The 24,706-nt window shown below is 70.5% G+C and carries 26 protein-coding genes and 1 tRNA gene; 12 read left to right on the top strand and 15 right to left on the bottom strand.

The window, feature by feature from the left end; all coding sequences use genetic code 11:
• Window positions 1-16 precede the first annotated feature (16 nt).
• Both ybaK and AMS65_RS08775 read right to left on the bottom strand, forming a co-directional pair.
• The gene (gene ybaK, locus AMS65_RS08780) at window positions 17-517 is read right to left on the bottom strand and encodes a Cys-tRNA(Pro) deacylase (protein WP_241489392.1); all 501 of its coding nucleotides are present in this window, start codon (window positions 515-517) and stop codon (window positions 17-19) included.
• Between the two features lie 28 nt (window positions 518-545).
• Complete coding sequence (locus tag AMS65_RS08775) at window positions 546-2,354, bottom strand: DEAD/DEAH box helicase (protein WP_053383795.1); 1,809 nt, start codon at window positions 2,352-2,354, stop codon at window positions 546-548.
• Between the two features lie 42 nt (window positions 2,355-2,396).
• On the opposite strand from AMS65_RS08775, the gene AMS65_RS08770 reads away from it, so the two are divergent.
• Entirely contained in the window at window positions 2,397-3,242 is an 846-nt protein-coding gene (locus tag AMS65_RS08770; protein WP_053383794.1) for an SGNH/GDSL hydrolase family protein, read from the top strand.
• Window positions 3,243-3,282: 40 nt separating this feature from the next.
• Entirely contained in the window at window positions 3,283-3,624 is a 342-nt protein-coding gene (locus AMS65_RS08765) for a spore germination protein GerW family protein (protein WP_053383793.1), read from the top strand.
• A gap of 127 nt (window positions 3,625-3,751) precedes the next feature.
• Here AMS65_RS08765 and gluQRS read toward each other — a convergent pair whose 3' ends face one another.
• Window positions 3,752-4,729 carry a tRNA glutamyl-Q(34) synthetase GluQRS gene (gene gluQRS, locus AMS65_RS08760; RefSeq protein WP_053383792.1) on the bottom strand — a complete coding sequence of 326 codons (978 nt, stop codon included), beginning with the start codon at window positions 4,727-4,729 and terminating at the stop codon, window positions 3,752-3,754.
• 386 nt (window positions 4,730-5,115) lie between these two features.
• Here gluQRS and AMS65_RS08755 point away from each other — a divergent pair, with 386 nt between their 5' ends.
• The 5 genes from AMS65_RS08755 (at window position 5,116) to pdxY (ending at window position 10,087) form a co-directional block, all read left to right on the top strand.
• The gene (locus AMS65_RS08755) at window positions 5,116-5,781 is read left to right on the top strand and encodes a response regulator transcription factor (RefSeq protein WP_053383791.1); all 666 of its coding nucleotides are present in this window, start codon (window positions 5,116-5,118) and stop codon (window positions 5,779-5,781) included.
• Window positions 5,778-7,214 carry a sensor histidine kinase gene (locus AMS65_RS08750; protein ID WP_053383790.1) on the top strand — a complete coding sequence of 479 codons (1,437 nt, stop codon included), beginning with the start codon at window positions 5,778-5,780 and terminating at the stop codon, window positions 7,212-7,214. The genes AMS65_RS08755 and AMS65_RS08750 overlap by 4 nt, the downstream gene beginning before the upstream one ends.
• Window positions 7,211-7,708, top strand: coding sequence for a hypothetical protein (locus AMS65_RS08745; protein ID WP_053383789.1), 498 nt, complete (start codon window positions 7,211-7,213; stop codon window positions 7,706-7,708). The genes AMS65_RS08750 and AMS65_RS08745 overlap by 4 nt, the downstream gene beginning before the upstream one ends.
• Window positions 7,709-7,821: 113 nt before the next feature.
• Complete coding sequence (locus AMS65_RS08740; RefSeq protein ID WP_053383788.1) at window positions 7,822-9,168, top strand: FAD-binding oxidoreductase; 1,347 nt, start codon at window positions 7,822-7,824, stop codon at window positions 9,166-9,168.
• A gap of 67 nt (window positions 9,169-9,235) precedes the next feature.
• Entirely contained in the window at window positions 9,236-10,087 is an 852-nt protein-coding gene (gene pdxY, locus AMS65_RS08735) for a pyridoxal kinase PdxY (protein WP_053383787.1), read from the top strand.
• A 10-nt stretch (window positions 10,088-10,097) separates the two neighbouring features.
• On the opposite strand, the gene AMS65_RS08730 is transcribed toward pdxY, so the two are convergent.
• Window positions 10,098-10,463: a fluoride efflux transporter FluC gene (locus AMS65_RS08730; RefSeq protein WP_053383786.1), complete on the bottom strand. Its 366-nt coding sequence runs from the start codon at window positions 10,461-10,463 to the stop codon at window positions 10,098-10,100.
• On the bottom strand, window positions 10,460-10,885 hold the full coding sequence (locus tag AMS65_RS19785; RefSeq protein ID WP_053383785.1) for a fluoride efflux transporter FluC: 426 nt from the start codon (window positions 10,883-10,885) through the stop codon (window positions 10,460-10,462). The genes AMS65_RS08730 and AMS65_RS19785 overlap by 4 nt, the downstream gene beginning before the upstream one ends.
• Window positions 10,886-11,128: 243 nt before the next feature.
• Here AMS65_RS19785 and AMS65_RS08720 point away from each other — a divergent pair.
• A tRNA-Ala gene (locus AMS65_RS08720) sits at window positions 11,129-11,204 on the top strand.
• A gap of 77 nt (window positions 11,205-11,281) precedes the next feature.
• On the opposite strand, the gene AMS65_RS08715 is transcribed toward AMS65_RS08720, so the two are convergent.
• Together AMS65_RS08715 and AMS65_RS08710 are read right to left on the bottom strand one after the other, a co-directional pair.
• On the bottom strand, window positions 11,282-12,760 hold the full coding sequence (locus AMS65_RS08715; protein ID WP_157502169.1) for a hypothetical protein: 1,479 nt from the start codon (window positions 12,758-12,760) through the stop codon (window positions 11,282-11,284).
• A gap of 197 nt (window positions 12,761-12,957) precedes the next feature.
• Window positions 12,958-13,503: a TetR/AcrR family transcriptional regulator gene (locus AMS65_RS08710; RefSeq protein ID WP_053383783.1), complete on the bottom strand. Its 546-nt coding sequence runs from the start codon at window positions 13,501-13,503 to the stop codon at window positions 12,958-12,960.
• On the opposite strand from AMS65_RS08710, the gene AMS65_RS19055 reads away from it, so the two are divergent.
• The 4 genes from AMS65_RS19055 to AMS65_RS08695 all read left to right on the top strand — a co-directional run bounded on the left by AMS65_RS19055 (window position 13,469) and on the right by AMS65_RS08695 (window position 17,198).
• A complete protein-coding gene (locus AMS65_RS19055) occupies window positions 13,469-13,684 on the top strand; it encodes a DUF1761 family protein (RefSeq protein WP_083451603.1) in 216 nt (71 codons plus the stop codon). The two genes, AMS65_RS08710 and AMS65_RS19055, sit on opposite strands and share 35 nt — an antisense overlap.
• A 129-nt stretch (window positions 13,685-13,813) precedes the next feature.
• Window positions 13,814-14,572: an SDR family oxidoreductase gene (locus AMS65_RS08705; protein WP_053383782.1), complete on the top strand. Its 759-nt coding sequence runs from the start codon at window positions 13,814-13,816 to the stop codon at window positions 14,570-14,572.
• A 2-nt stretch (window positions 14,573-14,574) separates the two neighbouring features.
• Entirely contained in the window at window positions 14,575-16,476 is a 1,902-nt protein-coding gene (nhaA, locus tag AMS65_RS08700) for a Na+/H+ antiporter NhaA (protein WP_053383781.1), read from the top strand.
• Window positions 16,476-17,198, top strand: a complete 723-nt coding sequence (locus AMS65_RS08695; RefSeq protein ID WP_053383780.1) for an SDR family oxidoreductase — start codon at window positions 16,476-16,478, stop codon at window positions 17,196-17,198. The genes nhaA and AMS65_RS08695 overlap by 1 nt, the downstream gene beginning before the upstream one ends.
• Window positions 17,199-17,226: 28 nt before the next feature.
• On the opposite strand, the gene AMS65_RS08690 is transcribed toward AMS65_RS08695, so the two are convergent.
• From AMS65_RS08690 to obgE, 8 genes are all read right to left on the bottom strand, one after another.
• Window positions 17,227-17,973 (bottom strand): PIG-L deacetylase family protein, encoded by a 747-nt coding sequence (locus AMS65_RS08690; protein WP_053383779.1) that lies wholly within the window; start codon window positions 17,971-17,973, stop codon window positions 17,227-17,229.
• A gap of 58 nt (window positions 17,974-18,031) precedes the next feature.
• Window positions 18,032-18,430, bottom strand: a complete 399-nt coding sequence (rsfS, locus tag AMS65_RS08685; RefSeq protein ID WP_053383778.1) for a ribosome silencing factor — start codon at window positions 18,428-18,430, stop codon at window positions 18,032-18,034.
• 69 nt (window positions 18,431-18,499) lie between these two features.
• Window positions 18,500-20,179, bottom strand: a complete 1,680-nt coding sequence (locus AMS65_RS08680; RefSeq protein ID WP_053383777.1) for a hypothetical protein — start codon at window positions 20,177-20,179, stop codon at window positions 18,500-18,502.
• Window positions 20,180-20,776 carry a nicotinate-nucleotide adenylyltransferase gene (gene nadD, locus AMS65_RS08675; protein ID WP_083451572.1) on the bottom strand — a complete coding sequence of 199 codons (597 nt, stop codon included), beginning with the start codon at window positions 20,774-20,776 and terminating at the stop codon, window positions 20,180-20,182. It abuts the gene before it with no gap.
• A gap of 14 nt (window positions 20,777-20,790) precedes the next feature.
• A complete protein-coding gene (locus AMS65_RS08670; RefSeq protein ID WP_053383775.1) occupies window positions 20,791-21,003 on the bottom strand; it encodes a hypothetical protein in 213 nt (70 codons plus the stop codon).
• Window positions 21,004-21,058: 55 nt separating this feature from the next.
• Window positions 21,059-22,312 (bottom strand): glutamate-5-semialdehyde dehydrogenase, encoded by a 1,254-nt coding sequence (locus tag AMS65_RS08665; protein ID WP_053383774.1) that lies wholly within the window; start codon window positions 22,310-22,312, stop codon window positions 21,059-21,061.
• 9 nt (window positions 22,313-22,321) lie between these two features.
• Complete coding sequence (proB, locus tag AMS65_RS08660; RefSeq protein ID WP_053384119.1) at window positions 22,322-23,131, bottom strand: glutamate 5-kinase; 810 nt, start codon at window positions 23,129-23,131, stop codon at window positions 22,322-22,324.
• 8 nt (window positions 23,132-23,139) lie between these two features.
• The gene (gene obgE, locus AMS65_RS08655) at window positions 23,140-24,645 is read right to left on the bottom strand and encodes a GTPase ObgE (RefSeq protein WP_053383773.1); all 1,506 of its coding nucleotides are present in this window, start codon (window positions 24,643-24,645) and stop codon (window positions 23,140-23,142) included.
• Window positions 24,646-24,706: the final 61 nt, after the last annotated feature.

Raw genomic sequence — 24,706 nt, 5'->3', positions numbered from 1 at the left:
GCTCCCCCGGCGGGCGCTATGCGCCGCGTCCGATCCCCGCCCAGATCGCCCCGGTCGCCCGCGCGAGATCCTCCGCGCGCAGCTCGATATCGAGTCCGCGGCGGCCGCCCGAGACCAGCACCGTCTCGTGCTCCCGCGCGGAGGCATCGATCACGGTGCGCAGCAGCGTGCGCTGCCCGATGGGGCTGATCCCGCCGACGACGTACCCCGTCTTGCGCTCCGCGAGCGCCGGATCCGCCATCGCGGCCTTCTTCCCGCCGAGCGCGGCGGCGAGCGCCTTCAGGTCGAGCGTGCCCGAGACCGGCACGATCCCGACGGCGAGCGCCCCGTCCACCTCGGCCAGCAGCGTCTTGAAGACGCGCTCGGGTGCGACTCCCAGCGCGGCGGCGGCCTCGCCGCCGAAGTCGGTCTCGGCGGGGTCGTGCTCGTAGCTCCGCACCTCGAAGGGGATCCCGGCCCGCGCGAGCGCGACCGTCGCCGGTGTCGATCCCCCGCTCGTCTGCTTCCTCTTCGCCACGCGCCTCATGCTACCCGCGGCGCGCGGCCTACGGCCGCAGCCGACGCCGCAGCAGGTCGATGCGCTTCTGCAGCTGCGTCACGGACGACTGCGCGACGGGCGGCCCCCCGCAGACGCGGCGCAGTTCGCTGTGGATGTCCTTGTGCTGCTCGCCCGACACCTTCGAGTACATGCCGACGAGCGAGTTCAGCAGCTTGCGCTGCTCGCCGAGGGTGCGGTGCAGCGCCTCGGGGGCCTCTGCCCGCTCCGGGGCGTGCTCGAGGATCCCCTGCCGCGTGGCCGAGCGGCGCGCCTGCCGCGCCTGCCGCTGCTGCAGCAGGGCGCGCACCTCCTGCGGCTCGAGCAGCCCGGGGAAGCCGAGGAAGTCGAGCTCCTCCTCGGTCTCCACCTCCGCGTAGCCGCCGAACTCGGCCCCGTCGAATACGGCGCGGTCGAAGTGCGCGTCGGATCCGAGCGCCTGGTACTTGAACTCCGCCTCCTCGAGCTCCGACGAGGCGCGGTCCTCGCGCTCGGCCTCGGCCATGAGCGCCGCCTCGGCGTCCCACATCTCCTCGGCGCTCTTCGGCCCCTCGAGCACGTGGTTGCGCTCTTTCTCGAGTTCGGCCGCGAGCTGCATGAGGGCCGGCACGTTGGGGATGAACACGGACGCCACCTCACCGCGGCGCCGGGATCGCACGAAGCGCCCGATCGCCTGGGCGAAGAAGAGCGGGGTCGACGAGCTGGTGGCGTACACGCCGACGGCGAGGCGCGGCACATCGACGCCCTCCGACACCATGCGCACGGCCACCATCCAGCGCGAATCCCCTGCGGAGTACGAGTCGATCTTCTCGGATGCGCCGTCGTCGTCCGAGAGGATCAGCGCGACCTCCTCCCCCGTGATCTGCTGCAGCTGCCTGGCGTAGGCCTTGGCCGAGGCGTGATCGGTCGCGATGACGAGGCCGCCGGCGTCGTGGATCTGCTGCCGCACCTCGGTGAGTCTGCGATCGGCGGCGCTCAGCACCTTCGCGATCCAGTCGCCGCTCGGATCGAGCGCGGTGCGCCAGGCCTGGGAGGTGATGTCCTTGGTGTTGCCCTCGCCGAGCGAGGCCTCCATCTCCTCGCCCGCCGAGGTCTGCCAGCGCATCTTGCCCGCGTAGACCATGAAGATGACGGGGCGCACGATGCCGTCGGCGAGCGCGCGACCGTACCCGTAGTCGTAGTCGGTGAGCGAGATCTTGGAGCCATCGCCCTGGGGCGCGTACTGGACGAACGGGATGGGCGCCTCATCGGAGCGGAACGGGGTGCCGGTGAGCGAGAGGCGGCGCTTCGCCGATCCGTAGGCCTCGCGGATCGCATCGCCCCAGCTGAGGGCGTCGCCGCCGTGGTGCACCTCGTCCATGATGACGAGCGTGTCGGCGTTCTCCGTCAGCAGTCGATGCTGCACCGGCTTCATCGCGACCTGCGCGTACGTCACCGCGACGCCGTGGAAGTGGCGGCCGTAGCCGAGCCCGTCGCTGTTGGAGTAGTTCGGGTTGAGCCGGATGCCGGCGCGCGCGGCGGCATCCGCCCACTGGGACTTCAGGTGCTCCGTCGGCGCGACGACGACGATCTGACTCACCGTGTGGTTGGAGCGCAGGATCGCGGCGAGCCTGAGCGCGAACGTCGTCTTGCCCGCGCCGGGGGTCGCCGAGGCGAGGAAGTCTCGGGGCTCCTTCTCGAGGTACAGCCGAATCGCCTCTTCCTGCCAGGCGCGCAGGGTGCCCGCCGTGCCGTGCGCGGCGCGCTCCGGGTATGCGGGGGGCAGGTGTTCAGCTGCACTGGTCCCCGGAAGGTGAAGTTCGGGATCCGCATCTGTCACAGCGCTCTAGGATAATCGGTAACGAATGCTGACATGCTCAGAATGGGCTCGCCGCCCGGAGATGGGGACGAAGAAGTGGCAGAGGATCGTATCGAACTTCCCTGGTCGCGGTTCGTCGCGATCGGCGATTCCTTCACCGAGGGAGTCGGTGATCCCGATGCCGACAGCCCGGGCGGGTTGCGCGGCTGGGCCGACCGCTTCGCGGAGGTGCTGAACGACTACGACGACGAGTTCGCGTACGCGAACCTGGCGGTACGGGGCAAACTGATCCAGCAGATCGCGGACGAGCAGGTGGAGGCCGCGCTGGATCTCCGCCCGGATCTCATCAGCATCTGCGCGGGCGGCAACGACGTGATCCGCCCCGGAACCGACCCCGACGAGGTCGCGGCCAAGCTCGACCGGGTGGTCGAGCGACTCGGCGAGAGCGGCGCGACGATCCTCATCTTCACCGGAGTCGACACGGCCTTCCAGCCGGTGTTCCGCACGATCCGGGGCAAGGTCGCGATCTTCAACGAGAACGTGCGCAAGATCGCGCTGAAGCACGACTGCGTGGTCGTGGACCAGTGGGCGCTCGACGAGCTGCAGGACAGCCGGTACTGGGCCGGCGATCGTCTGCATCTCAATGCGCTCGGCCACCACACGATCGCGCGTGCCGCGCTCGACGCGTTGAACGTGCCCCACGATCTCACCCCGCTCGATCCCCCGCCGCTGCCGGTGCACAACTGGCGTCGCGCGCGCAAGGAGGACGTGGTGTGGGCGCGCGAGCACCTCGTGCCGTGGGTGATCCGCCGCATCAAGCACGTCTCCTCGGGCGACGACATCGAGCCGAAGCGCCCGCGACCGGAGCCCGCGCGCCGAGGCCGTGACAGCGCTGAGAACAGCTGGTAGGGGGCTGCCGCGGAAACTCCCGAGCGGGTAGGGTGAGGGCATGGCACATCTCACGAAGCAGCTCGCGGATACCCTGACCCAGGTCGGTGTGCACTCGGCCTACGGCGACCCGATCGAGGTCGACGGCACGACGATCATCCCGGTCGCCTGCACCTCGTACGGGTTCGGCGCCGGCGAGGGCGGCGGAGGCGTCGAGGACGCGCAGGGCGAGGGATCCGGCGGCGGCGGGGGCGGCATGGCCGTTCCCGTGGGCGCTTACGTCTCCCGCGACGGAGTGACGCGCTTCGAGCCCAACATCATCGCACTGCTCGTGGTGGGGGTGCCCTTCGTGTTCGTCGCGGGGCGCGCACTCGCTCGTGTCATCAAGGCGCTCAAGAAATAGGCGGTCGCGCGGAGCGGTGAGCAACCGGCCGGTTGCTTAGAGACGGGGACCCCTCGCGTGTCGCTGACGCGCCACGCGGCCCCGATGCGCTCCCTTACCCGGCTACTCACCGCGCCGCTCTCGTTCGTCAGCGCACGTCCGACCAGGTCCAAGGATCCCGAGAGAGGCGCGCCGGATCGAAGCGGCCGAGGAGCTGCGCGGTCGTGACGTGCTCACCGGGCACCGCGAGATCGAGCGAGACCGCGAGTGCGGTCAGCACCTCCTCGGCGTCGACGCCCCGCTCGCGCAGATCCGCGAGCGTCACCGCACCGTCGCGCTTCGCGAGCCGCGCCCCGCTCGGCCCCAGCACCAGCGGCACGTGCGCGTACTCGACGGCGGGCGGCGTCGGCAGCTCGAGCAGTCGCTGCAGCAGGATCTGGCGCGGGGTCGACGAGGCGAGGTCGTCGCCGCGCACGACCTGGTCGACGCCCATCGCCGCGTCGTCGACCACCACGGCGAGGTTGTAGGCGACCGTGCCGTCGCCGCGGCGCAGCACGAAGTCGTCGATGTCGCCGCGCGTCGGTCCGAGCAGCAAGTCGTCGAACTCCAGCTCGGAGAGCTCGGTGCACAGACGCAGCGCGGGCTTCCGGGGAGCGATGGCCTCGCGCGCCGCGCGCCGCTCCTCCTCGCTGCGCTGCCGGCAGGTGCCGGGATAGGCGCCCGGCGGTGCGTGCGGTGCACTCGGCGCGGCGAGGATGTCCCGGCGCGTGCAGGTGCACTCGTAGACGAGGCCTGCCGCGTCGAGGCGAGCGATCGCCGCCTCGTGGTCCTCGCCCCGCTCGCTCTGCAGCACGGGATCGCCGTCCCAGTCGATGCCGAGCCGCTCGAGATCCTCGAGCTGCCGAGCCGCCGATCCCGCGTCGCGAGCGCGGTCCAGATCCTCGATGCGCATCAGGAAGCGCCGGCCGCTCGCGCGCGCGAAGAGCCACGCCAGCAGCGCCGTGCGCAGGTTGCCGAGGTGCAGCTCGCCCGAGGGGCTCGGCGCATAGCGACCCGCCCCCGATCCCCCGCGCCGGCCGGACCCGCCGCGACGGGCGCCGTGCTGCTCGCTTCTCCCCTCGCTCATCCCGCCATCCTCTCACGCGGCTCGGCCCGCGCTCGCGCGCTGCCCGATGCTCCCCTGCATCTCCCCCCCCGTTCCTCCGCGCTGTCGTTCCGCTCCGCCGTTCCGCGCTGTCCCTCCGCGCCTCCGTCCCCGTCCTCTCCCCGCCTTTCTTCGGCTTTCACCGTTGTTTCGGATGAATCTCCTGGAATCGATCCGAAACAACGGTGAGAGCCGCACTATCGGGTGCCGGGCCGGGCCGGGGCGACGGGGGCTGAGCCCGATCGACGCACCGCCGGGCCTGAAACACAGGGCGGTCCAGCACCGTCCTAACCCCGGGCAGACCGCCGACGGTGCATGCTTGAGGGAGATCCCGAGCACGGGATCATCGAAACGACGGGAGACGCAGCATGCGGGTGCTCATCGCCGAGGACGAGCGCGAGCTCGCCGACGCCCTCGCGGAGGGCCTGCGCGGCGAGGGCTACGAGGTGGAGGTCGCCTACGGCGGAGACACGGCGCTCGCCGCGCTCGGCCGCTTCGACGCCGACGTGCTGATCCTGGATCGGGATCTGCCCGGCGTGCACGGCGACACCGTGTGCCGGCTGCTGCGGGAGCAGGGGCACCCCGTGCGCATCCTCATGCTCACCGCGGCCTCGGCGCTCGACGACCGCGTGACGGGGCTCGACCTCGGAGCCGACGACTACCTGTCGAAGCCGTTCGCCTACCTGGAACTGCTGGCCCGGCTGCGCGCGATGCGACGCCGTGTCGGGGCCGACGCCGAGGCGCCGCTCGAGTCGGCTGGGATCCGGGTCGACCCCGCACGACGCCTCGCGACGCGCGACGGGCGGGAACTGCAGCTCACACCCCGCGAGTTCTCGGTGCTCGAGGAACTGCTGCGCGCCGACGGCGGTTTCGTGAGCCCCGAAGCGCTGCTCGTACGGGTGTGGGGCGGCGACCTCGAACGCACCCGGGGCGTCGTGAAGATCACCGTGCACACCCTGCGCAAGAAGCTCGGCGAGCCCGAGGCGCTGCACTACGCGCACGGACACGGATATCGGATCGGACCGGGATCGTGAGCGGCGGCGAGCGCGGTGCGCGCTGGGGGACCCGGGCCCGTCTGACCGCGCTCATCGCGGCGGTGCTGGTCGGCGGCGGCGCGCTGCTGCTCGGCTCCCAGTACCTCGTGGTGCAGCAGGTGCTGGTGTCGGCGGACGGGCGGATGACGGCGGACTCGGCCGAATCAGCCGAATCGGCGGCGGGCGCGATGGCGGACCAGGCGACGGAGCCGGACCAGACAACAGAGCCGGACCAGGAGACAGAACCGGACGACGTCGATCTCCAGGCGGGTGAGCCGACGGCGACGGAGTCTGCGTCGCCGTCCGCACTCCCCCTCGAGGAGTCGAGCGACGGGTCGCAGCGGGACACGGCCGACTCCGCGCCTCGGCTGACGGCCGAGGCACCGGCGTCGGCGTCGGACGAGACGTCGGACGAGACGTTGACTGATCAGGTGCTGCCGCGGATCGCGCTCTGGTCCGCGCTCGCGCTGGCGGTCTTCTCCGGCCTCGCGATCCTCGCCGCCCGCTGGCTCTCGCGTCGGTCGTTCCGCCGCGTCGCGCAGATCACGGACCTCGCGCAGCGCATCACGGCCGGAGATCTCGACGAGCGCATCGACCTCGGCGGCAGGCGCGACGAGGTGCGCGAGCTGGCCGACACGATCGACGGCATGCTGGATCGGCTGCAGGGGGCGTTCGCGCGGCAGGAGCGCTTCGTCGCGAACGCCTCCCACGAGCTGCGCACCCCGCTCACCACCACGCGCACCGCGCTCGAGATCCCGCTCGCGCAGGGCAGGATCCCCGAGGATCTCGAGCCCGCCATCCACCGCGCGCTCGCGGCGAACGCGAAGAGCGAGCGGCTCATCGCGGCGCTGCTCGCGCTCGCCCAGGTGCGCCACGGAGACGGGCAGGGCGACCCGGACGAGGAGAACGATGCCCCGGACACCGATCTCACCGCGGTCGTCGCCGCGGCGCTGGAGACCCAGTCGGCGCGGACCGCGGAGCTCCGTGCGACCGTCGACTGCGAAGTGCGCGAGGCGTTGCCCGTGCGCGTCGACTCCGCGCTGCTCGAACTCGCCGTCGGCAATCTGATCGGCAACGCGGTGCGGCACAACGTGCCGGAGGGACTGGTGCGGGTGTCGGCCGGGGTCTCGCACGGCGAGGTGCGTCTGCGCATCGAGAACACCGGCGCGCAGCTCGACGAGCACACCCTCACGACCATCACCGAGCCCTTCAACCGCGGCGACACCACCCGGCTCTCCGGCGGGCCTTCCGATCCGGGTCTGGGGCTCGGGCTGACCCTCGCGGACGAGGCCGCCCGCGCCTGGGGCGGCTCGCTCGCACTCTCCTGCCGCCCGGGCGGCGGGCTGATCGCGGTGCTGCACCTGCCCCGGCCGGCCAGCACACAGACGGCTCCGCCGGAGCGGGTCGGCGTGACAGGAACCGTGGAATCATGAAACATCTCGCCGCCCTGTCCCCGCTCGTGTTACTGGCGTTCGCCCTCACCGGCTGCACGAGCGCCGAGCCGGAATCCCCTGCCCCGGCTCCGCCCGCGGCGCAGCCCTCAGCGGCTCCGAAGCCGGAGATCTCCTCGACCCCGTACGGGTACGTCACTCTGCACACCGCCGCGCAGCGGCGCCTCCTCACCGAGACCGAACGGTCCGATTTCGGCCATTCTGCGCTCATTACCGGTGCGCTCGCAGTGAACGACCTCGGCTGCTTCGGTTTGGGAAACGAGGAGGAGGGATGGTTTTCCCCCGTCGTCTTCCCCTACGGCACAGGGATCACCGGCGACGGCCCCGATGCCGGCATCGAGTTCGAGGGCGCACGCTTCCAGATCGGGGACGTGCTCGCGCTCGGTGGCGGCGGTGGCAACGGCATTGAGAAAGACTCTCCGGAGCAGCCGGTATTCGAGGCCTGCGGATTCTCCGAGGAAGCTTTCATGAGCTGAGGCGAAGTGCAGCTGCTCGCCGATTTCGAGCGAGAGATCGCGGAGCGCGATGGGCAGTGATGGCGCGATAGCCTGAAGGTTCACCACGGCGGGCGATGAGAACCGGAGGCGGCATGGACAGGCTGGGCGAACTGCAGCAGGCACTGGGCGAACGGCTCGTGGTCGATCCCGAGCTGATCGCCCCGTACGCGCGCGACAGCTCGCGCGCCGTCGCCGAGGGCGCGCCGCTTGCGCTCGTGCTCGCCGAGTCGACCGCCGACGTCTCGGTCGCTCTCGCGTGGGCGCACGCCGCGGGCGTGCGCGTCAGCGTGCGCGGCGCGGGCACCGGCCTCACCGGCGGCGCCATGGCCTACGACGGCGGCCTCGTCGTCTCGCTCGAGCGATTGAACCGGATCCTCGAGATCGATCGCGCGAACCGTCTCGCCGTCGTGCAGCCGGGCGTGATCACGGGTGAACTCGACGACGCCTGCCGCGAGCAGGGACTCTTCTTCCCGCCCGACCCCGCGAGCGCGCGGCTGTGCACGGTGGGCGGCAATATCGCGACGAACGCCGGCGGCCTGCGCTGCGTCTCGCACGGGGTCACCTCCGACTCCGTCGCGGGCCTGGAGGTGGTGCTCGCCGACGGCCGCGTGATGCGCACCGGCGCGCGCACGCGCAAGAACGTCGTCGGATACGACCTCACGAGCCTCTTCGTCGGCTCGGAGGGCACCCTCGGCGTCATCACGGAGGCCACCGTGCGTCTGAAGCCGGTGCCCGAGGGTTCGCCCCGCACCTTCCGGGCGAGTTTCGACCGCATCGAGGACGCGGGCCGAGCGGTCACGGCGATCGTGGGCGGCCCCGCGCAGCCGGAGGTGCTCGAACTCATGGACGCGCTGAGCGTCGAGATCATCGAGTCGTTCCACCCCAGCGGCCTCGTGGTGCCCCCGGGGGCGATGCTGGTGGGCCAGACCGTCGGACTCGACGCCGAGGCGAAGGCCGGAATCATCACCGGCATCTGCGCCGCGCACGGGGCGAGCGACACCGAGATCTCCGAGTCCGACGCCCTGCTCGAGGCGCGGCGGCTCTCCAACCCGGCGCTCAACGCCCGCGGGCTGAAGATCTCCTGCGACGTGGGTGTGCCCGTCGCCGCGCTCGCCGAGATGTTCCACGGCGTCGCCGGGATCTCCGCCCGGCACGGCCTGCGGGTCTCGACCGTCGCGCACGCGGGCGACGGCAACCTGCACAGCACCGTCGAGTCCCCCGATGATCCCGACGGGATCCGCGCGGCGGACGCCGTGATCGATGACATCACACGCCTCGCGCTCTCCCTGGGCGGCACCATCTCGGGCGAGCACGGCATCGGCTCGGTCAAGCGGCACGAGCTCCCCTGGCAGCTCGACGCGACAGCCCTCGCGGTGCAGCACGCCATCAAGAATGCGCTGGATCCGCACGGGATCCTCACTCCCGATCGCGCCATCTGAATACGCCTGGTCCATCCGGGTGCCTTGAAATTGGTCCACCCCCTGGACCGCTGGCAGGATCGTGAGCATGCGGTTCCTCTCGATCCAGTCCTCTGTCTCGTACGGCCACGTCGGCAACTCGGCGGCCGTGTTCCCGCTGCAGCGCATCGGCGTGGAGGTCATGCCCGTCTACACCGTGTGCTTCTCGAACCACACCGGGTACGGGGCCTGGCGCGGTCCGCTGATGTCGGGCGACGACGTGCGCGAGATCGTCACCGGGATCGAGGAGCGCGGGGGCCTCGAGGGCGTGGACGCCGTGCTCTCCGGCTATCAGGGCGGCAACAGCATCGGCGACGCGATCCTCGACGCCGTCGCGCGCGTGAAGCGCCACAGTCCGGATGCCATCTACGCGTGCGACCCGGTGCTCGGCAACGCGAAGTCGGGCTGCCACGTCGCGCCGGAGGTGCAGGACCTGATCCGGGACCGCGTCGTGCCGCACGCCGACCTCATCACCCCCAACCAGTTCGAACTCGGCTTCCTCACGGGCACATCGCCCGACACGCTCGATTCGACGCTGGACGCCGTCGACCGGGTGCGCGAGATCGGGCCCTCCACCGTGCTGGTGACGAGCGTCGAACGGCCCGAACGCGCGGAGGGCACCATCGAGATGCTCGCCGCGACCTCCGACGGCGCGTGGCTCGTGCAGACCCCGCACCTGCCGTTCAAGGTGAACGGCTCGGGCGACGTCACCGCGGCGCTGTTCACCGCGCACTTCCGCAGCACGGGCGACGCGGCCGCGGCGCTGGCCCGCACCACCGCCAGCGTGTTCGCGCTGCTGGAGCGCACCCTCGCGGCCGGTTCGCGCGAACTGCAGCTGATCGAGGCGCAGGAGGCCTACGCGCATCCCGATCTGCGCTTCGACGTGCGGCGCGTGCGCTGAACCGGTCGCCTCAGGATCGCGCGAGCAGGATCCCGGCGACCGCGAGCGCGGTCGCGAGAATCAGCATCCCCGGCCCGTTGAACAGGGCCGCCGCGGTGCGTTTCGCCGCGAGCAGGCGCACGGCATCGAGGCTCGCGGTGCTGAAGGTAGTGTAGCCGCCCAGGAAGCCGATCGACGCCACGCTCGCGATCGGATGATCCAGGGCGAGGCCGACCAGGATCCCGAGCGCGAACGAGCCCGTCAGGTTGATGATCATGACGCCCCACGGGAAGCGCTCGCGCACACGATCGGGCAGGCTGTTGTCGACGAGGTGGCGCGCTGCGGCGCCGACACCCCCGGCGGCCGCGATCCCGAGCGCCACCCACACCCCGTTCATCGCGCTCCTCCGCGGGCAGCCCCCGGCACGAGGGCGCGCCCGGTCAGTACACCGAGCCAGCTGGCCGCCCCGCCGACCGCGAGGGTGCCGACGCCGTACCCCAGCGCCACCCAGGCCCGACCGTCGAGCAGCAGCTCGGCCGTATCCGCCGCGAGCAGGCTATAGGTCGTGAACCCGCCCAGCACCCCCGTGCCCAGCAGTAGCCGCACGCTTCGCCAGCGCCCGTGATCGCTGCCGAGCCGAGTCAGGGCCTCGACGAGCACCCCGAGCAGGAACGCGCCCACGACGTTGATCCCGAAGGTGGCGAGCGGGAACGCCCCGGTGTCTCCCACCGCGAGCGTGACCAGGTACCGGGCGAGTGAGCCGGCGGCACCGCCCAGCGCCACGATCCCGAGGTCGGGGAGTACTGCTGGGAACTTCACGTTGACACTCCTATCCCGGAATTGCGCGCCGTGAATCGTTACGGCGTCGCGATTGAGATAGGGACCGTTGTCGCTCGTGCGAGGTTTGATCCGGTGAGCCCCACCACCGGGCGCTGCGAGGCGCCCCTCCACTCTACTCCCCGCGTCCGGCTCCGGCGCGCCCGAGATGCGCCGATTTGCGTTCCTCGCGGGCACGTGGTGTAAACTCGAAGAGTTGTCGGGTGAGCATTTGTCCGACTTCTTGGGTCTGTGGCGCAGCTGGTAGCGCACCTGCATGGCATGCAGGGGGTCAGGGGTTCGAGTCCCCTCAGATCCACCACGAAGAATCCCGCTCCTCGGAGCGGGATTCTTTTTTCGTTCGCTCCGATCGCTCCGGCTCAGGACTGAATCACGGGATCATCTGAGGCCCCTCGCTCTCCGAGCACCCCGCACCCTCGAGAGCCTGCCGGCTCGATCCTCCGGGGTTCCGCGCGAGCCGTTCGGACCGCCCGGGGTTTCCGGCGTCTCGGAGGCCTTCGGGTCTCGACCGCCTCCGGTGCTCGCCGCACCGCCCTCGCTCTCACTCTCGGCGACGGCCTCATCCGCGGTATCGTCCGATCCCCCAGTGCCGCCTGATTCCGCGGTGTCGTCCGCTCCCCCGCCGCCCGGTCCCCCGGCTCCACCAGCCCCTGCAGCGTGGCCGTCCGCCTCCGCTTCCGCCTCCTTCGCCACACGCGCCGTGAGCGCCGCGAGCATCGTGTCCAGCATTCGCGCCGACCACCCGAACGCCGCGGCGAAGCCGAGCGCCAGTACACCGAACGCCGGCGCCTCCGCACCGACCCACACACCCGAAGACAGCCCGATCACCTCGGGCAGATCCTCGTTGAACAGCTTGAGCGCGGAGAGCGCGGAGATGAGCGCCAGCCCGATCACGGCAGAGACGGCGCCGACGAGCGGGGTCATGAAGAGCGTCATCCATCGCGCGCCGCCGTCGTACTTGCCGGGGTCGCCGAGCGGTGCGAGCGAGCGCACCCGCACGACGACCGCCGCGACAGCCGCGACACTCATGGGCGCGCCCCACCCCTGAATCCCGAAGAATGCGACCGCGCCCAGGAGGATGACCACGCACACGAACAGCTGATTCTGCACTTTCCAGAGGTAGAGAACGGACGCCATCCTGCGGTCGTGGAGGTCCAAGAGAATGGCGCGCGTGTGAAAGGCCATCCGAGCGGGGCTGATCGCCGCCCCCGGAGCACCCGAAAGTGCTCCCTCGAGCGCCTTCCACGAGTCAGCAAGCCTCGTATCGCCCCTCGCGACCGCGTACGCGGACGTCGCCTCGACGGCCAGCCGCACCGTGCCCTCGGCGTCGACCCCCTCGAGCCGTCGGGCCAGGGCGGCCCGACGCTCGCGAATGAAATAGGCGCTGGCCCACAGCCCCGCCCCCGACACATCGCCGTCGGTCTCCCCTTCCACGGGTGTCGTGACCTCGTCGACCAACTGGGCGACGGGCCGAACGATCCACCAGTATCTGACGGCGACGACGAGCACGGCGTAGGCCGCGATGAAGGCCGCGACCGACACCATTCGCAGGTTCAGCGGCGTCGGCCGAAGATCATCGTCACCCGCGGCCGTCGCGGCCAGCAGCAGTCCTCCGACGGCGACCGCCGCGAAGATCCAGAGACCGGTTGCGACAAGCGGCGCGATCACCGAACTCTGCGCTCGGGTCGCCAGCAGCACCGCGTGCACGGTGATCAGAGCGACCAGGGCTCCCCCGATCCCGAACGACAGCGCGTTGGGCCGGACGTCGTTGAACGCCCACCAGAAGCAGAACATGACGGTCGCGAGCATCGCCAGGGCGAGCCCGGTGAAGCGGCCTGCACGGGTGTCCTCGTTCATCATCCACGCTCCTCCACTGCGAGTCGCGCGATACCGCGGCGGTCCCGTCAGCGCCGACATCAGCGGCGACGCTGCACGCCGTGTCCGCGCCCGTGCGCGGCTCTGCGCTTACCTCGACACTGATGACACCGAGGCGGAACGTCAAGAACTCACAGATTGCACTTCGATAACGTTGCCGCGACGCCGAAGGCGGAGCTTCACCGGGTCACGCCGTACGCGGCCAGGAACGCACGAGCGGCGGCGGCCGCGAGGCGCTCGCGCTCCTGCGGCGACGGAAGCTCCGCGGGGATGAAGAGCGCCCGATCCTGCGCCGGCGCGAGCGCGAGATACGCGAAGTGCGCGGCCGCCAGGCGGAGGTCCTCTGCTGCGAGCAGCCCCGCGTCGACGTACGGCTCCAGGCACCGGGCGACCGCGGCGATGCCCCGCGTCGGCGCCTGTCGGTAGTAGTCGGCGGCCAGATCGGGAAACCGCTCCGCCTCCGAGATGATGAGACGGCGCAGCGAGAGCACCTGCGGTTGCAGCACACCGTCGAGGTAGACCCTCGCCACTCCGCGAAGCCGCGCTTCGAGCTCGTCTCGGGTCGCCGCCGGAACCGGCCCGAACGCTTCGTCGATGACACCGACGACGGCGTCGGCCTTCCCGGTGACCCCCGTCACGATCCCGCGGAACAGCAGTTCCTTGTCCGTGAACTGCTTGTAGACGGTTTGCTTGGAGACCCCCGCCCGAGATGCGATCTCCGGCAACACCTCAGCCGGACACGGGGCCGTCGTCGGCCTGGCCGGCGGGGTGCTCATCGCCGCGGCCATCACGCAGCTCTACCAGTTCGAGGGCAAGAGCCTTCGGCACCTGCTCATCAACGTCGGCTACATGATCGTCGGCGTGACCGCCGTCGGCGCGATCCTGGGCGCCTTCCAGGCACCCTGAGCCCAGCCGGTCCGAATCGAACCCGCCCTCGCACGCCGAGGAGAGCCGAAACCCGGTCGCCGCCGTGCCGTAACACAGCCTTCCTACACTGGGAATCGAAGAGCCGATTCGACGAGGGTGGGAGAGTCGATGTCTCAGGAGGGCTACGCGGGGCGCACGGCGCTCGTCACCGGCGCGACCGGGGTGCTCGGCTCGGCCATCAGCCGCCGGCTGGTCGGCGACGGGATCCGCACCGCGCTGCTCGCCCGCAACGCGCGCCATCTCGAACTCCTCGAGCACCTCATCGGGATCCCCGCGCTCACCATGCGCGTTCGCGCCGACGTCACCGAGGCCTTCGACCTCGTCGAGACGCGCAACACGATCCGGGATCGGTTCGGGAGCGATCCGGATCTCCTGGTCGTGGCCGCGGGCATCCTCCGCCCCGCTCCGTTCCGGGCGGCCGTGCCCGCGGAGTGGAACGCGATGATCCGCACGAACGTGCAGGGAGCGCTGCACACGGTGCAGACCTTCATGGACGGCCTGCTCGCCGCCGGAGCCGCCGGGAAGCCCGCCGATCTGGTACTGATCGGGTCGGCCCCCGTGCAGGAGCGCTCGCAGTCCTACGCGGTGTTCTCCTCGCTCGCCGCCGCCATCGACCAGCTCGCCAGGCATCTGCGCGCCGAGCTCGGCTCCCAGGGGGTGCGCGTGCACCACGTCGCACCGCAGTTCATCGAGGCCGCTGCCGGAGCCGACGCCCTCGAGACCGGGAGCACTTCCCCGGCACCCCTCCGGGTCTGGAACAGCGAGTCGATGGGGCCTGAGCGAACCGCCGATCTCGTGAGCTTCATGACCTCGCTGCCGCCCCGCGCGAACCTCGCCGAGGTCACCATCCGAACCGCGGGGGTCTGACGATGCGCCGGTTCACCACCCGTCTGCGCAGCTTCCTCGCTCTGCAGTCCTCGGGGGCGGTCGTGCTGCTGATCGCGACCGGCATGGCGCTCCTCTGGGCGAATCTCGCCCACGAGAGCTACAATCGCTTCTGGCACACCGAGGTCGGCATCAAGGCGGGCGATGCCGGGCTGGAGATGAGTCTGCAGCACTGGATCAACGACGGCCTCATGGCGCTGTTCTTCTTCCTCGTCAGCCTCGAGGTGAAGAAGGACTTCGTGCTCGGCGAACTGCGCAACTGGCGGCACGCGAGCCTGCCGCTCCTCGCCGCGGTCTTCGGCCTGGTCCTGCCCGCGGTGATCTTCGTGCTCATCAACCTCGGTGGCGACCACATCGGCGCATGGGGGGTGGTCATCTCGACGGACACCGCGTTCGTCATCGGCATCCTCGCGGCCTTCGGAGCACGGATTCCCGCGCAGCTGCGGGTGTTCCTGCTCGCACTCGCCGTCGTCGACGACATCGGCGCGCTGCTGGTGATCGCCTTCGTGTACACGGGCGCGCTCGACATCGTCTGGGCCCTCATCGCGCTCGGGATCGCGGCGGTCGTCTTCGTCGCGCAGCGCCGGCAGGTCTGGCGCGGCGGCGTGTACCTCGTTCTCGGCCTGCTGCTCTGGCTCGCCGTGCTGCAATCCGGGGTGCACGCCACGATCGCGGGTGTCGTGCTCGCGCTGCTGCTGCCGGTATTCCCTCCGCAGCGCGAGAGCGTCAGCCGCACCGAGGAGCTCACGCAGCGCTTCCGCCGCTCGCCCAGTGCAGCCAAGGGCAAGGCCGCGGCCGAGGGGATCCTCAGCTCGGTCTCCGTGAACGACCGGTTCCAGCTCAACCTCGCCCGCACGGTCACGTTCGCCGTCGTGCCCGTCTTCGCGCTCGCGAACGCGGGAGTGCTGATCACTGGCGAGTCCCTGCACCACGCTTTCACGTCCACACTCACCTGGGGCATCATCGTCAGCCTCATCGCCGGCAAGTTCTTCGGCGTGCTCCTCGCCCCGTTCTTCGGCCGTCTGCTGCGGCTGGGCGAACTCCCCGCGGGATTGAAGACCCGCCATATCGCCTCCGGCGCGCTGCTCACCGGGATCGGCTTCACGATCTCCCTGTTCATCGTCGACCTGGCCGTCAAGGATCCCGTCGCGCAATCGGACGCGAGGATCGGCGTCATCGCCGGCTCGCTCCTCGCCGCGGTGCTGGGCTCTGGCGCCCTGGCGCTCACCGCCCGCTACGACGCCGCCCACGCACCCAAGCGCACCGAGCTCTCCCGCCCGATCGACCCGAGGCGCGACCACCTGATCGGCTCCCCCGCGGCCCGCTGCTCGCTCGTCGAGTACGGAACCTTCGGCGCGTTCGACGACCTCCCGGCCGAAGACGTCGTCACGCAGGTGCGCGATCACTACGAGGGAGACCTCGTCTTCGTCTTCCGCCATCTCCGACCGGAGGGCGATGGAACGCCCGAGCAGACGCCCGAGGCGCTGGAGGCCGTCGCCGCGCAATCGCCGGGCCTGTTCTGGGCGATGCGCAGCGAGCTGAACCGCATGAGCGAGCACGACGCCCTCGACGACCGGCAGATCCTGCGCGCCGCGGTCAACATCGGTGCGAATCTCTCTCGCCTCGAGGACGATCTGCGTCGCAGCGAGTGGCGGGGCCGGGTCTCGGAGGACTACCTGGACGCGGAGACGCTCGGTCTGACGCGGCGCCCGACGTTCTTCGTGAACGGCCTCATCTACAGCGGCCCGCTCGAAGCGGCGGCGATCATCGCCGAACTCGAGGCCACCCTGCCCGGCGAGGAGGAGGCGAAGGCCGTGCCGCCGGATGCTCCGGCGCGCACCGCAGTTCACCGCGCCGTGCTCAGTCCCGTCGGGGAGGCGGTGTGATGCTCGACGACAAGACCTACGTGCTCACCGGCGGCGCCTCGGGGATCGGCCTGACCACCGCCCATCATCTGCTCGACCGCGGTGCACGCCTCATCGTCATCGATCGGCTCGAGCTGCCGGAGCCGCTCGCTGCGCGCCGGCCGACGTTCCTGCAGGCCGACCTCACCGACGCCGCGACGATGGAGGCGCTCATCGAGCGGGTGGTCGCGGATCATCCCCGGCTGTCGGGCATCATCGCGAGCGCCGGGCTCACCACGATCGCCGCCTTCGAAGACACGCCCGCGATCGCCTGGGACCTCCTGATCCGCACGAACCTCATCGCCACGATCAGGCTCGTCCACGGACTGCTCCCGGCCCTGGAGGCCGAGGCCGCATCCTCCGGCGCAGCCGACGTGATCGTCCTCGGGTCGGTCGCCGACGAGTCCTATCTCCGGGGCGCCACGGTCTACGGCACCGGCTCCGCCGCGATGAAGGCCTTCGCCTCGCATCTGCGGGCCGAACTCAGCCCTCGGGGCATCCGCGCGGCGTACATCTCCACAGGCTACGTGCGGTCCGAACTCGCCGCGCGGCTCACCGAGGGCATCGACGGCTACGAGCGACTCGAGGACACGCTCATGACCCCGGAGGACTACGCGGCGGTCATCGAGTTCGTCCTGCGGCAGCCCGCCGGCATGATCGTGGACGACATCACGCTCGTGTCCACGGCTCAGGGCTGGGCGTAGGCGGCAATTCGGGCGATGCCGTGCGGCTCTACTCCGCGCCGCGCAGCCGGTGAGCGGTGAAGGCGACGGCACGCGGTACCCCGGCCGCGGCCCCCTGCCCTCGCAGCATCTCGGGAATCGCATCCCCGGGAGCGGGATGCCAGGGCAGATCCGCGAGGTAGGCCTCGTGGGCGGCGAGCGAGGCGATCGCCCGCTGCTCGCTCTCCGCGCCGATCTCGACGAAGCTGGTGGGCCGTGAGCCCGTCAGCAGCAGCCATGTCGCGCCCCACGGGCCCAGATCCTCGTCTCGCAGCAGCTCGGGGAACACCCAGCGATTGTCGGCGTCGCGCACCGCGTCGATGGCGGCGAGCCCGGCCACACGGTGGTCGGCGTGATCGATGCCCCACGGCACGAGCAGATCCCCGGAACCGCTGATCACGACGTCGGGCCTGAACCGCCGGATCTCGCGCGCGATGGCGCGACGCAGCTCGAGCCCGTACTCCAGCATGCCGTCGGGGAAATCGAGGATCGTCAGGTGCGCCACCCCCACGGTCTCGCACGCTCGCTGCTGCTCCTCGGCCCGCAGCGGCCCGGCTTCCTCCGGCGGGCGCTGCATGCCGGCCTCCCCGGAGGTCAGCAGCAGGTACCCCACCTCGATCCCTCGCGACGTCCACTCGGCCACCGCGGCCGAGGTGCCGTACTCGGGATCATCGGGATGCGCGACCACCACCAGCACACGCTGGAACGCGGTGTCATCGAGGGGTTCGAGCAACGCGGATCCACCTGAAGCGTCCATGGTGACCAGCCTACGCCCGCTCCCCGATTCCCGCTCGGCGAGTCGGTTCCGGGACCGTTCAGTCGGCGGTGGGAGCCGCCGCGTCATCCCCCGCCGCGGGGAGCGATGCCACGTCGATGAGCGGGCAGTCCTGCCACAGCTTCTCGAGCTGGTAGAAGTCGCGCTCCTCCTGGTGGAAGACGTGCACGATCAGATCGCCGAAATCGAGCAGCACCCAGCGGCCGCTCTCACGGCCCTCACGGCGCACCGTCCGCACGCCCGCCTCATTGAGCGCGTCTTCGACGCCGTCGGAGATGGCCTGCACGTTCCGCTCGACGCTGCCGCTCACGATGAGAAACACGTCGGCGAGGCCGAACTGCTCGGACACCTGCAGCGCGACCGGTCCGGTCGCGCCCTTCTCGTCAGCCGCGCGCACCGCGATCCCGAGGTCGGTCAGCACATCGCGATTCTGAGTCACTTCAGGTTCCAGTTCCGTTCTTTCAATCGTCGGCCCGCGGTCCGCGGTCGTACATGTTCGCAGCGGGAGCTACCCGAAGAACCCGTTGCTCGCGCCCCACGCACCCAGCGCGATGACCGCGATCAGCAGGCCGCCGCCCGTCAGCGACAGCACCAGGGGGAGCTTGCTGCGCTCCTTCGTCGGCTTCGCGACGACGGGCATCCCCGAGGCGGCGCGCGCGCTCACCGCGTGGCGCGCCGAGACCGGGGCCGGCCCCTGTCCGGTGGTGTGGGTCTCGTCCGCTTCGGTCCCGGTGATCGGGTCCATCTCGATCGAGTCGTGCATCGCGGCATGCCCGCCGGTCTCGCCCAGCGACTTCGGCAGTTTGAGGGACCCGGTCACGTAGAGCTCGCCCGTTCCGCCGAGCGGACCGGCCAGTCCCCCGGTGTCCTCCGGCATCGAGGGGAGGATGAGCGCGGCGGTGCTGGAACCCCCGGTCGATCCCTCCTGGGCGACGGCTCGCGAGATGAGCTCGTCGAAGTCGCCCTCGCCCGTCTTGCCGCCCTGGTCGGGAACCGTGCGCGCGCTGGGATCGTCGAACACCGATCGCCACTCCTCGGGGGGCGCGATATCGGGGAACGAGTAGCTCGTCTTCTGCTCGGGGCTCTCCTCCGGCTGCGGAGCGGGCTCCGCGGCAGCCGCGGCTGCGATGTCGGTCTCGGTGTCCGGAAGCTCCGGGATCACAGCGGTAGCCGCCACCGGTTCGGCCGCATCGACAGCGTCGAAAGTGTCGGCAACGGCTGCGTCGGCGGGTCCCTCGGCGGAGACCGTTTCGGGTTCGGCGTCCTCGGTACGTGCGCCCTCAGCGACAGCCTGCTCGGCACCGGTGCTTTCGGCACCGGTGCTTTCGGCATCGGCGTCTTCAACACTCGCGTCTTCAGCACCGGCGTCCTCGGCCGTCGCCTCTCCGCTCTCGGCGGGCGTTCCCTCCGCAGCGTCCTTGCTGCGCTGCCAGAATCGGCGCTTGGGCTTCGAAGGCTCCGCGGCGACCTCGTCGACGGCGGGCGGCTCCTCCGCCGCGACCTCATCCTCGTCGGCCTCCGCGGTCGGCTGCTCGGCCTCGCGCAGTTCGGCGACGGTGAAGGGCTCGGTCGGGGGTGCGATCAGCGAATCGAAGTCGGGCTCGTCCTCCAGGGGAACCGCCTCGATGCTCGGGGCGTCCGCGGCATCGGCGATCTCGTCCGTCGAGGGCTCGGAAACGACCTCGGGCTCGGGCTCCGCTGCGACCTCAGGCTCAGCTTCAACCTCGGGCTCAGCTTCAACCTCAACCTCGGGCTCCGGCGCGACCTCCGCCTCCGGCTCAACGGGGGCCTCGGGCTCCGGCTCCTCCGCTGCGGGCGCGTCGACCGCGTCCGGCGCTTCAGGCTCATCGAGCTGCTCCGGCTGCGGCTCGGCTGCCCCAGTCTCGTCGCCCGCAGTCTCGTCGCCCGCAGCTTCTTCCCCCGCGGGCTCATCGCCCGTAGGCTCGGCCTGCGCGGCAAGGGCCTGCTCGCGCAGCTGACGCATCTCGCGTCTGCTGCGGGGTGAACCGTCCTCGTTGAAAGGCGAGATCTCGATCTCGTCCGCAGACGGTGCCGGCGCGGGCTCCGGATCGGCCGGCGGCTCCGTTGCCTCCGACACCTCCGAGAGGTCCAGCGTGCCGGTCTCGGCCATCTCCCGCAGCCGGCGCTCGCGCCGTGTCAGCGGTCGCTGTTCGTCCTGCTCACTCATTTACTCTGTCGCTTCCTCGGTGTACAACCCGTGCTTCGCAATGTACTGCACCACACCGTCCGGCACGAGGTACCACACCGGATATCCCCGAGCCACCCGCTCACGGCAATCCGTTGACGAGATCGCCAGGGCGGGAACTTCCAACAAGCTTATGTGCTCATCAGACAAACCAGAAAGCGACAGCTCGTGCCCCGGCCGCGTCACCGCGATGAAGTGCGCCAGCTCCCACAGCTGATCGACGTCTTTCCAGCTCACGATCTGCTCGACCGCATCGGCGCCCGAGATGAAGAACAGCTCAGCATCGGGCAGTTGCTCGCGCAGATCCCGCAGCGTGTCGACGGTGTACGTCGGCCCCTCGCGGTCGACGTCCACGCGGCTCACGGTGAACCGAGGGTTCGACGCCGTCGCGATGACCGTCATCAGGTAGCGATGCTCACTGGGCGAGACGTTCTGCTTCTGCCACGGTCGCCCCGTCGGCACGAAGACGACCTCGTCGAGATCGAAGCTCTGTGCGACCTCGCTCGCCGCGACCAGGTGGCCGTGATGGATGGGATCGAAGGTGCCGCCCATCACCCCGATCCGACGCTGTGCTGACACCGTCCGGTCGAGTCCTAGTGGTGCTGCTCGGCGCCATGCTCGCGGGCGTAGGCCTCCGCCTTGGCCGCGTGACGGTTGGCGACGTCGCGGAACGAGAAGGTGACGATCGCGAGCGCGGTGAAGGCCACGAAGGTGATCACACCGAAGATCGGGGCCGGGAACGGAAGCTCGTTGACGACGTGGTGCCCCTCTTCGGCGGCGACGGCGATCGTGGCGAGAAGTGACATTGAGACCCCTGCATTCGTGACGGATTGAAAGACAGTACCAGTGTACTGGTTTTGATCAGCGGATCTGTCCAGCACCGCGCACGAGCCACTTGGTGCTCGTGAGTTCGGGCAGTCCCATCGGCCCTCGCGCGTGCAGCTTCTGCGTGGATATCCCCACCTCGGCACCGAAGCCGAACTCTCCGCCGTCGGTGAAACGGGTGGAGGCGTTCACCATGACCACCGCGGAGTCCACCTCCGCGAGGAAGCGCTCGGCGTTCGCGTAGTCCTGCGTGACGATCGCCTCGGTGTGGCGCGTCGAGTAGCGTTCGATGTGCGCGAGCGCCTCATCGAGCGATTCGACCACCCGAACGCCCATCTCCAGCGCGTGGTGCTCCGTCGCCCAGGTCTGCTCGTCCGCCGCGAGCACGCCCTCGGCGGAGGAGCGCGTCGCCTCGTCTCCGCTCAGTTCGACGCCCGCACCGACGAGCTCACGCGCGAGGCGCGGCAGCATGCGCTCTGCCGCCTCGCGGTGCACCAGCAGCGTCTCAGCGGCGTTGCACACGCTCGGACGGTGGGTCTTCGCGTTCTTGACGACCGACACGGCCATCTCCTCGTCGGCGGAGGCATCGACGTACACGTGCACGATCCCCGATCCGGTCTCGATCACGGGCACCGTGGACTCCTGCACGACCGTCGAGATCAGACCCGCGCTGCCTCTCGGGATGAGCACGTCGATGTAGCCGCGGGCGCGCATGAGGCGCGACGCGCCCTCGCGGCCGAACTCGTCGATGGTCTGCACGGCGTCGCCGTCGAGCCCGACGCTCGAGATGGCGCGCTGGATCAGCGACACCAGCACCCGATTCGAGTGCTCCGCCGCGGTTCCGCCGCGCAGCACTGCGCCGTTCCCGCTCTTCAGCGCCAGCGCGGCGATATCGACGGTCACGTTGGGCCTCGCCTCGTAGATGGCGCCCACCACGCCGAACGGCACACGCACCTGGCTGATCGCAATGCCGTTGGTGAGCGTCGAGCCGCGCACCACCTGCCCCACCGGGTCGGGCAGGGCGATGATCTCGCGCACGGCTGCCGCGAGCCCCCGCAGGCGGTCCTCGTCGAGCCGGAGGCGATCCAGCAGCCCCTCGCCGATGCCGTTCTCGGCGCCGCGGGCGAGATCCTCCGCGTTGGCCGCGACGACCTCGTCGACGCCGTTCTCGAGCGCCGTGGCGATGGCCTCGAGCGCGGCGTTCTTCTGCGCGGTGGTCACGGTCGCGAGACTCTTGGAGGCGAGCCGGGCGCGATCGAGCCGGGTGAGAAAGGGATCGAGGTGCGACATGGTTCCAGCCTACCGATTCGTCTGGGCGGGCGTCTCCACGCGGGCATCGAACCGCGTGCCGTGATCCGCGCCGTCGAGCACCGCCGAGAGCAGCTTGGTCTCCGTGAGCAGCACCGCGGTGCCCGCGTCGGCGGCCAGGCGCGCCGCCTCCACCTTGGTGGCCGCGCCGCCGGTGCCCCAGCCGGACTGGGCCTCGCCGATCTCGATCCCCTCGAGCGGGTCGCCGTACGGAACGTGCGCGATGCGCTCGGCCCCCGCGATCATGGGCGGGGCCGTGTAGAGCGCGTCGACGTCCGAGAGCAGCACCAGGCGATCGGCTCCGATCAGCCGGGCGACGAGCGCGGCGAGCCGGTCGTTGTCGCCGAAGCGGATCTCGTGGGTCGCGACCGTATCGTTCTCGTTGATGATGGGCAAGATCCCGAGCTGCAGCAGCCGCTCGATCGCGCGCCGCGCATTTCCGCGGTGCGTGGGATTCTCGATGTCGTGCGCGGTGAGGAGCACCTGACCGGCGATGATCTCATGGCTGCTCAGCGCCCGCTGATAGCGGTTCACCAGGATGTTCTGGCCCACCGCCGCCGCCGCCTGCTGCGTCGCGAGGTCGTCGGGCCGCTCGTCGAGGCGCAGGAAGGGAACACCCGTTGCGATGGCGCCGCTGGAGACGAGGATCACCTCGGCTCCGGCCTCCGCGAAACGCGCGAGGCAGGACACGAGCGTCGGGATCTGCCCCGCGTTGTCCCCGCTGACCGACGACGAGCCGACCTTGACCACGATACGGCGCGCCGCGAGCAGTTCCGAGCCGATGCTGCCGGCTGCTCCGATGTCTCGACTCAAGACTGGTCCTCCCACATGCCCGCCTTGCGCTCACGCTCCAGCTCGGCGCGAGCCTCCGCCTTGGCGTCCATGCGCTCGTGATAGCTGACGCGGCGGTCCTTGTTGGTGCGACGCTCGTTCTGCTCCACGCGCAGGTCGGTGCCGCGGGCACCCATCTGCACCTCGGCCGCGCTCGTGAGCGTCGGCTCCCAGTCGAAGACCACACCGGATCCGGGCCCGATCACGACGGTCGATCCGGCGGTCGCGCCGGCCTTGACCAGCGCGTCCTCGACGCCCAGCTTCTGCAGTCGGTCGGCGAGATAGCCCACGGCCTCGTCGTTCGTGAAGTCGGTCTGCTCGACCCAGCGCTCGGGCTTCGCTCCGAGGATGCGATAGAGCGTGCCGTAGCTGCCCCCCTCCGGCACCACGCGGAAACCTCCGTCGTTGACCGCCTTGGGCTGCAGCACGATGCGCGGCTGCTCCGCGATATCGGCGAGTTCGCGCGCCCTGGCCTCCTCCACCAGTTCGGCGAGCGCGAAGCCCAGCTCGCGCAGGCCCTCGTGCGACACCGTCGAGATCTCGAACACGCGATACCCCTGCGCCTCGAGGTCGGGGCGCACGAAATCGGCCAGCTCGCGGGCCTCGGGCACGTCGATCTTGTTGAGCGCGATCAGCTGAGGGCGCTCGAGCAGCGGTGTCTGCCCCTCGGGCACCGGGTAGGCCGCGAGCTCGCCGCGGATCACCTCGAGATCCGAGAGCGGGTCGCGTCCCGGCTCGAGCGTCGCGCAGTCGAGCACGTGCAGCAGCGCGCTGCAGCGCTCGACGTGCCGCAGGAAGTCGAGGCCGAGGCCCTTGCCCTCGCTGGCGCCCTCGATGAGACCGGGCACATCCGCAACGGTGAAGCGATGGTCCGCGACTTGCACCACCCCCAGATTGGGATGCAGCGTGGTGAACGGATAGTCGGCGATCTTGGGCTTCGCGGCGCTCATCGCCGCGATGAGACTCGATTTGCCCGCCGAGGGGTAGCCGACGAGAGCCACGTCGGCGATCGTCTTCAGCTCGAGCGTGAGCGTGCCGCTCCACCCCTCCGTGCCGAGCAGCGCGAAGCCCGGGGCCTTGCGCTTCGAGCTGGCGAGCGCGTGATTACCGAGGCCGCCGAGGCCGCCCTTCGCGGCGAGGAAACGCGTGCCCGGCTCCGTGAGGTCGATGAGGGTCTCCCCCGCCGCGTCCTTCACGACCGTGCCCACCGGCACCGGAAGCACCAGCTCGGCACCGTTCGTGCCCGCGCGGTAGTCACCAGCGCCGTATCCGCCGTTCTCGGCGGTGCAGTGGGGGCGGCGGTGATACTCGAGCAGTGTGGTGACCTGCGGGTCGGCGAGGATCACGACGTCGCCGCCGTGCCCGCCCGCGCCCCCGTCGGGGCCCGCGAGCGGCTTGAACTTCTCGCGCCGGATCGACACGCAGCCGTTGCCGCCGCGTCCAGCCTGCAGGTGCACCTGCACCTGATCCACGAATGTCACCATGGCGTGCGTCTCCTCGAAATGTTTCGTCTAGATACGGCAAAAGGCGAGCCGAAGCCCGCCT

This window comes from Leucobacter celer subsp. astrifaciens (genome assembly GCF_001273835.1).
In the GTDB taxonomy this organism is placed as follows: domain Bacteria; phylum Actinomycetota; class Actinomycetes; order Actinomycetales; family Microbacteriaceae; genus Leucobacter; species Leucobacter celer.
The sequence above is the reverse complement of the archived record's forward strand: the minus strand, read 5'-3'. Positions and strand labels throughout refer to the sequence as shown.

Bases quoted from the DNA above. Each gene is read 5' to 3' on its own strand.
- AMS65_RS08770 (WP_053383794.1), top strand. From the start codon at position 2,397: ATGGGCTCGCCGCCCGGAGATGGGGACGAAGAAGTGGCAGAGGATCGT.
- AMS65_RS08765 (WP_053383793.1), top strand. From the start codon at position 3,283: ATGGCACATCTCACGAAGCAGCTCGCGGATACCCTGACCCAGGTCGGT.
- gluQRS (WP_053383792.1), bottom strand. From the start codon at position 4,729: ATGAGCGAGGGGAGAAGCGAGCAGCACGGCGCCCGTCGCGGCGGGTCC.
- AMS65_RS08755 (WP_053383791.1), top strand. From the start codon at position 5,116: ATGCGGGTGCTCATCGCCGAGGACGAGCGCGAGCTCGCCGACGCCCTC.
- AMS65_RS08745 (WP_053383789.1), top strand. From the start codon at position 7,211: ATGAAACATCTCGCCGCCCTGTCCCCGCTCGTGTTACTGGCGTTCGCC.
- AMS65_RS08740 (WP_053383788.1), top strand. From the start codon at position 7,822: ATGGACAGGCTGGGCGAACTGCAGCAGGCACTGGGCGAACGGCTCGTG.
- pdxY (WP_053383787.1), top strand. From the start codon at position 9,236: ATGCGGTTCCTCTCGATCCAGTCCTCTGTCTCGTACGGCCACGTCGGC.
- AMS65_RS08730 (WP_053383786.1), bottom strand. From the start codon at position 10,463: ATGAACGGGGTGTGGGTGGCGCTCGGGATCGCGGCCGCCGGGGGTGTC.
- AMS65_RS08715 (WP_157502169.1), bottom strand. From the start codon at position 12,760: ATGAACGAGGACACCCGTGCAGGCCGCTTCACCGGGCTCGCCCTGGCG.
- AMS65_RS08705 (WP_053383782.1), top strand. From the start codon at position 13,814: ATGTCTCAGGAGGGCTACGCGGGGCGCACGGCGCTCGTCACCGGCGCG.
- nhaA (WP_053383781.1), top strand. From the start codon at position 14,575: ATGCGCCGGTTCACCACCCGTCTGCGCAGCTTCCTCGCTCTGCAGTCC.
- AMS65_RS08695 (WP_053383780.1), top strand. From the start codon at position 16,476: ATGCTCGACGACAAGACCTACGTGCTCACCGGCGGCGCCTCGGGGATC.
- AMS65_RS08690 (WP_053383779.1), bottom strand. From the start codon at position 17,973: ATGGACGCTTCAGGTGGATCCGCGTTGCTCGAACCCCTCGATGACACC.
- AMS65_RS08680 (WP_053383777.1), bottom strand. From the start codon at position 20,179: ATGAGTGAGCAGGACGAACAGCGACCGCTGACACGGCGCGAGCGCCGG.
- AMS65_RS08670 (WP_053383775.1), bottom strand. From the start codon at position 21,003: ATGTCACTTCTCGCCACGATCGCCGTCGCCGCCGAAGAGGGGCACCAC.
- AMS65_RS08665 (WP_053383774.1), bottom strand. From the start codon at position 22,312: ATGTCGCACCTCGATCCCTTTCTCACCCGGCTCGATCGCGCCCGGCTC.
- obgE (WP_053383773.1), bottom strand. From the start codon at position 24,645: ATGGTGACATTCGTGGATCAGGTGCAGGTGCACCTGCAGGCTGGACGC.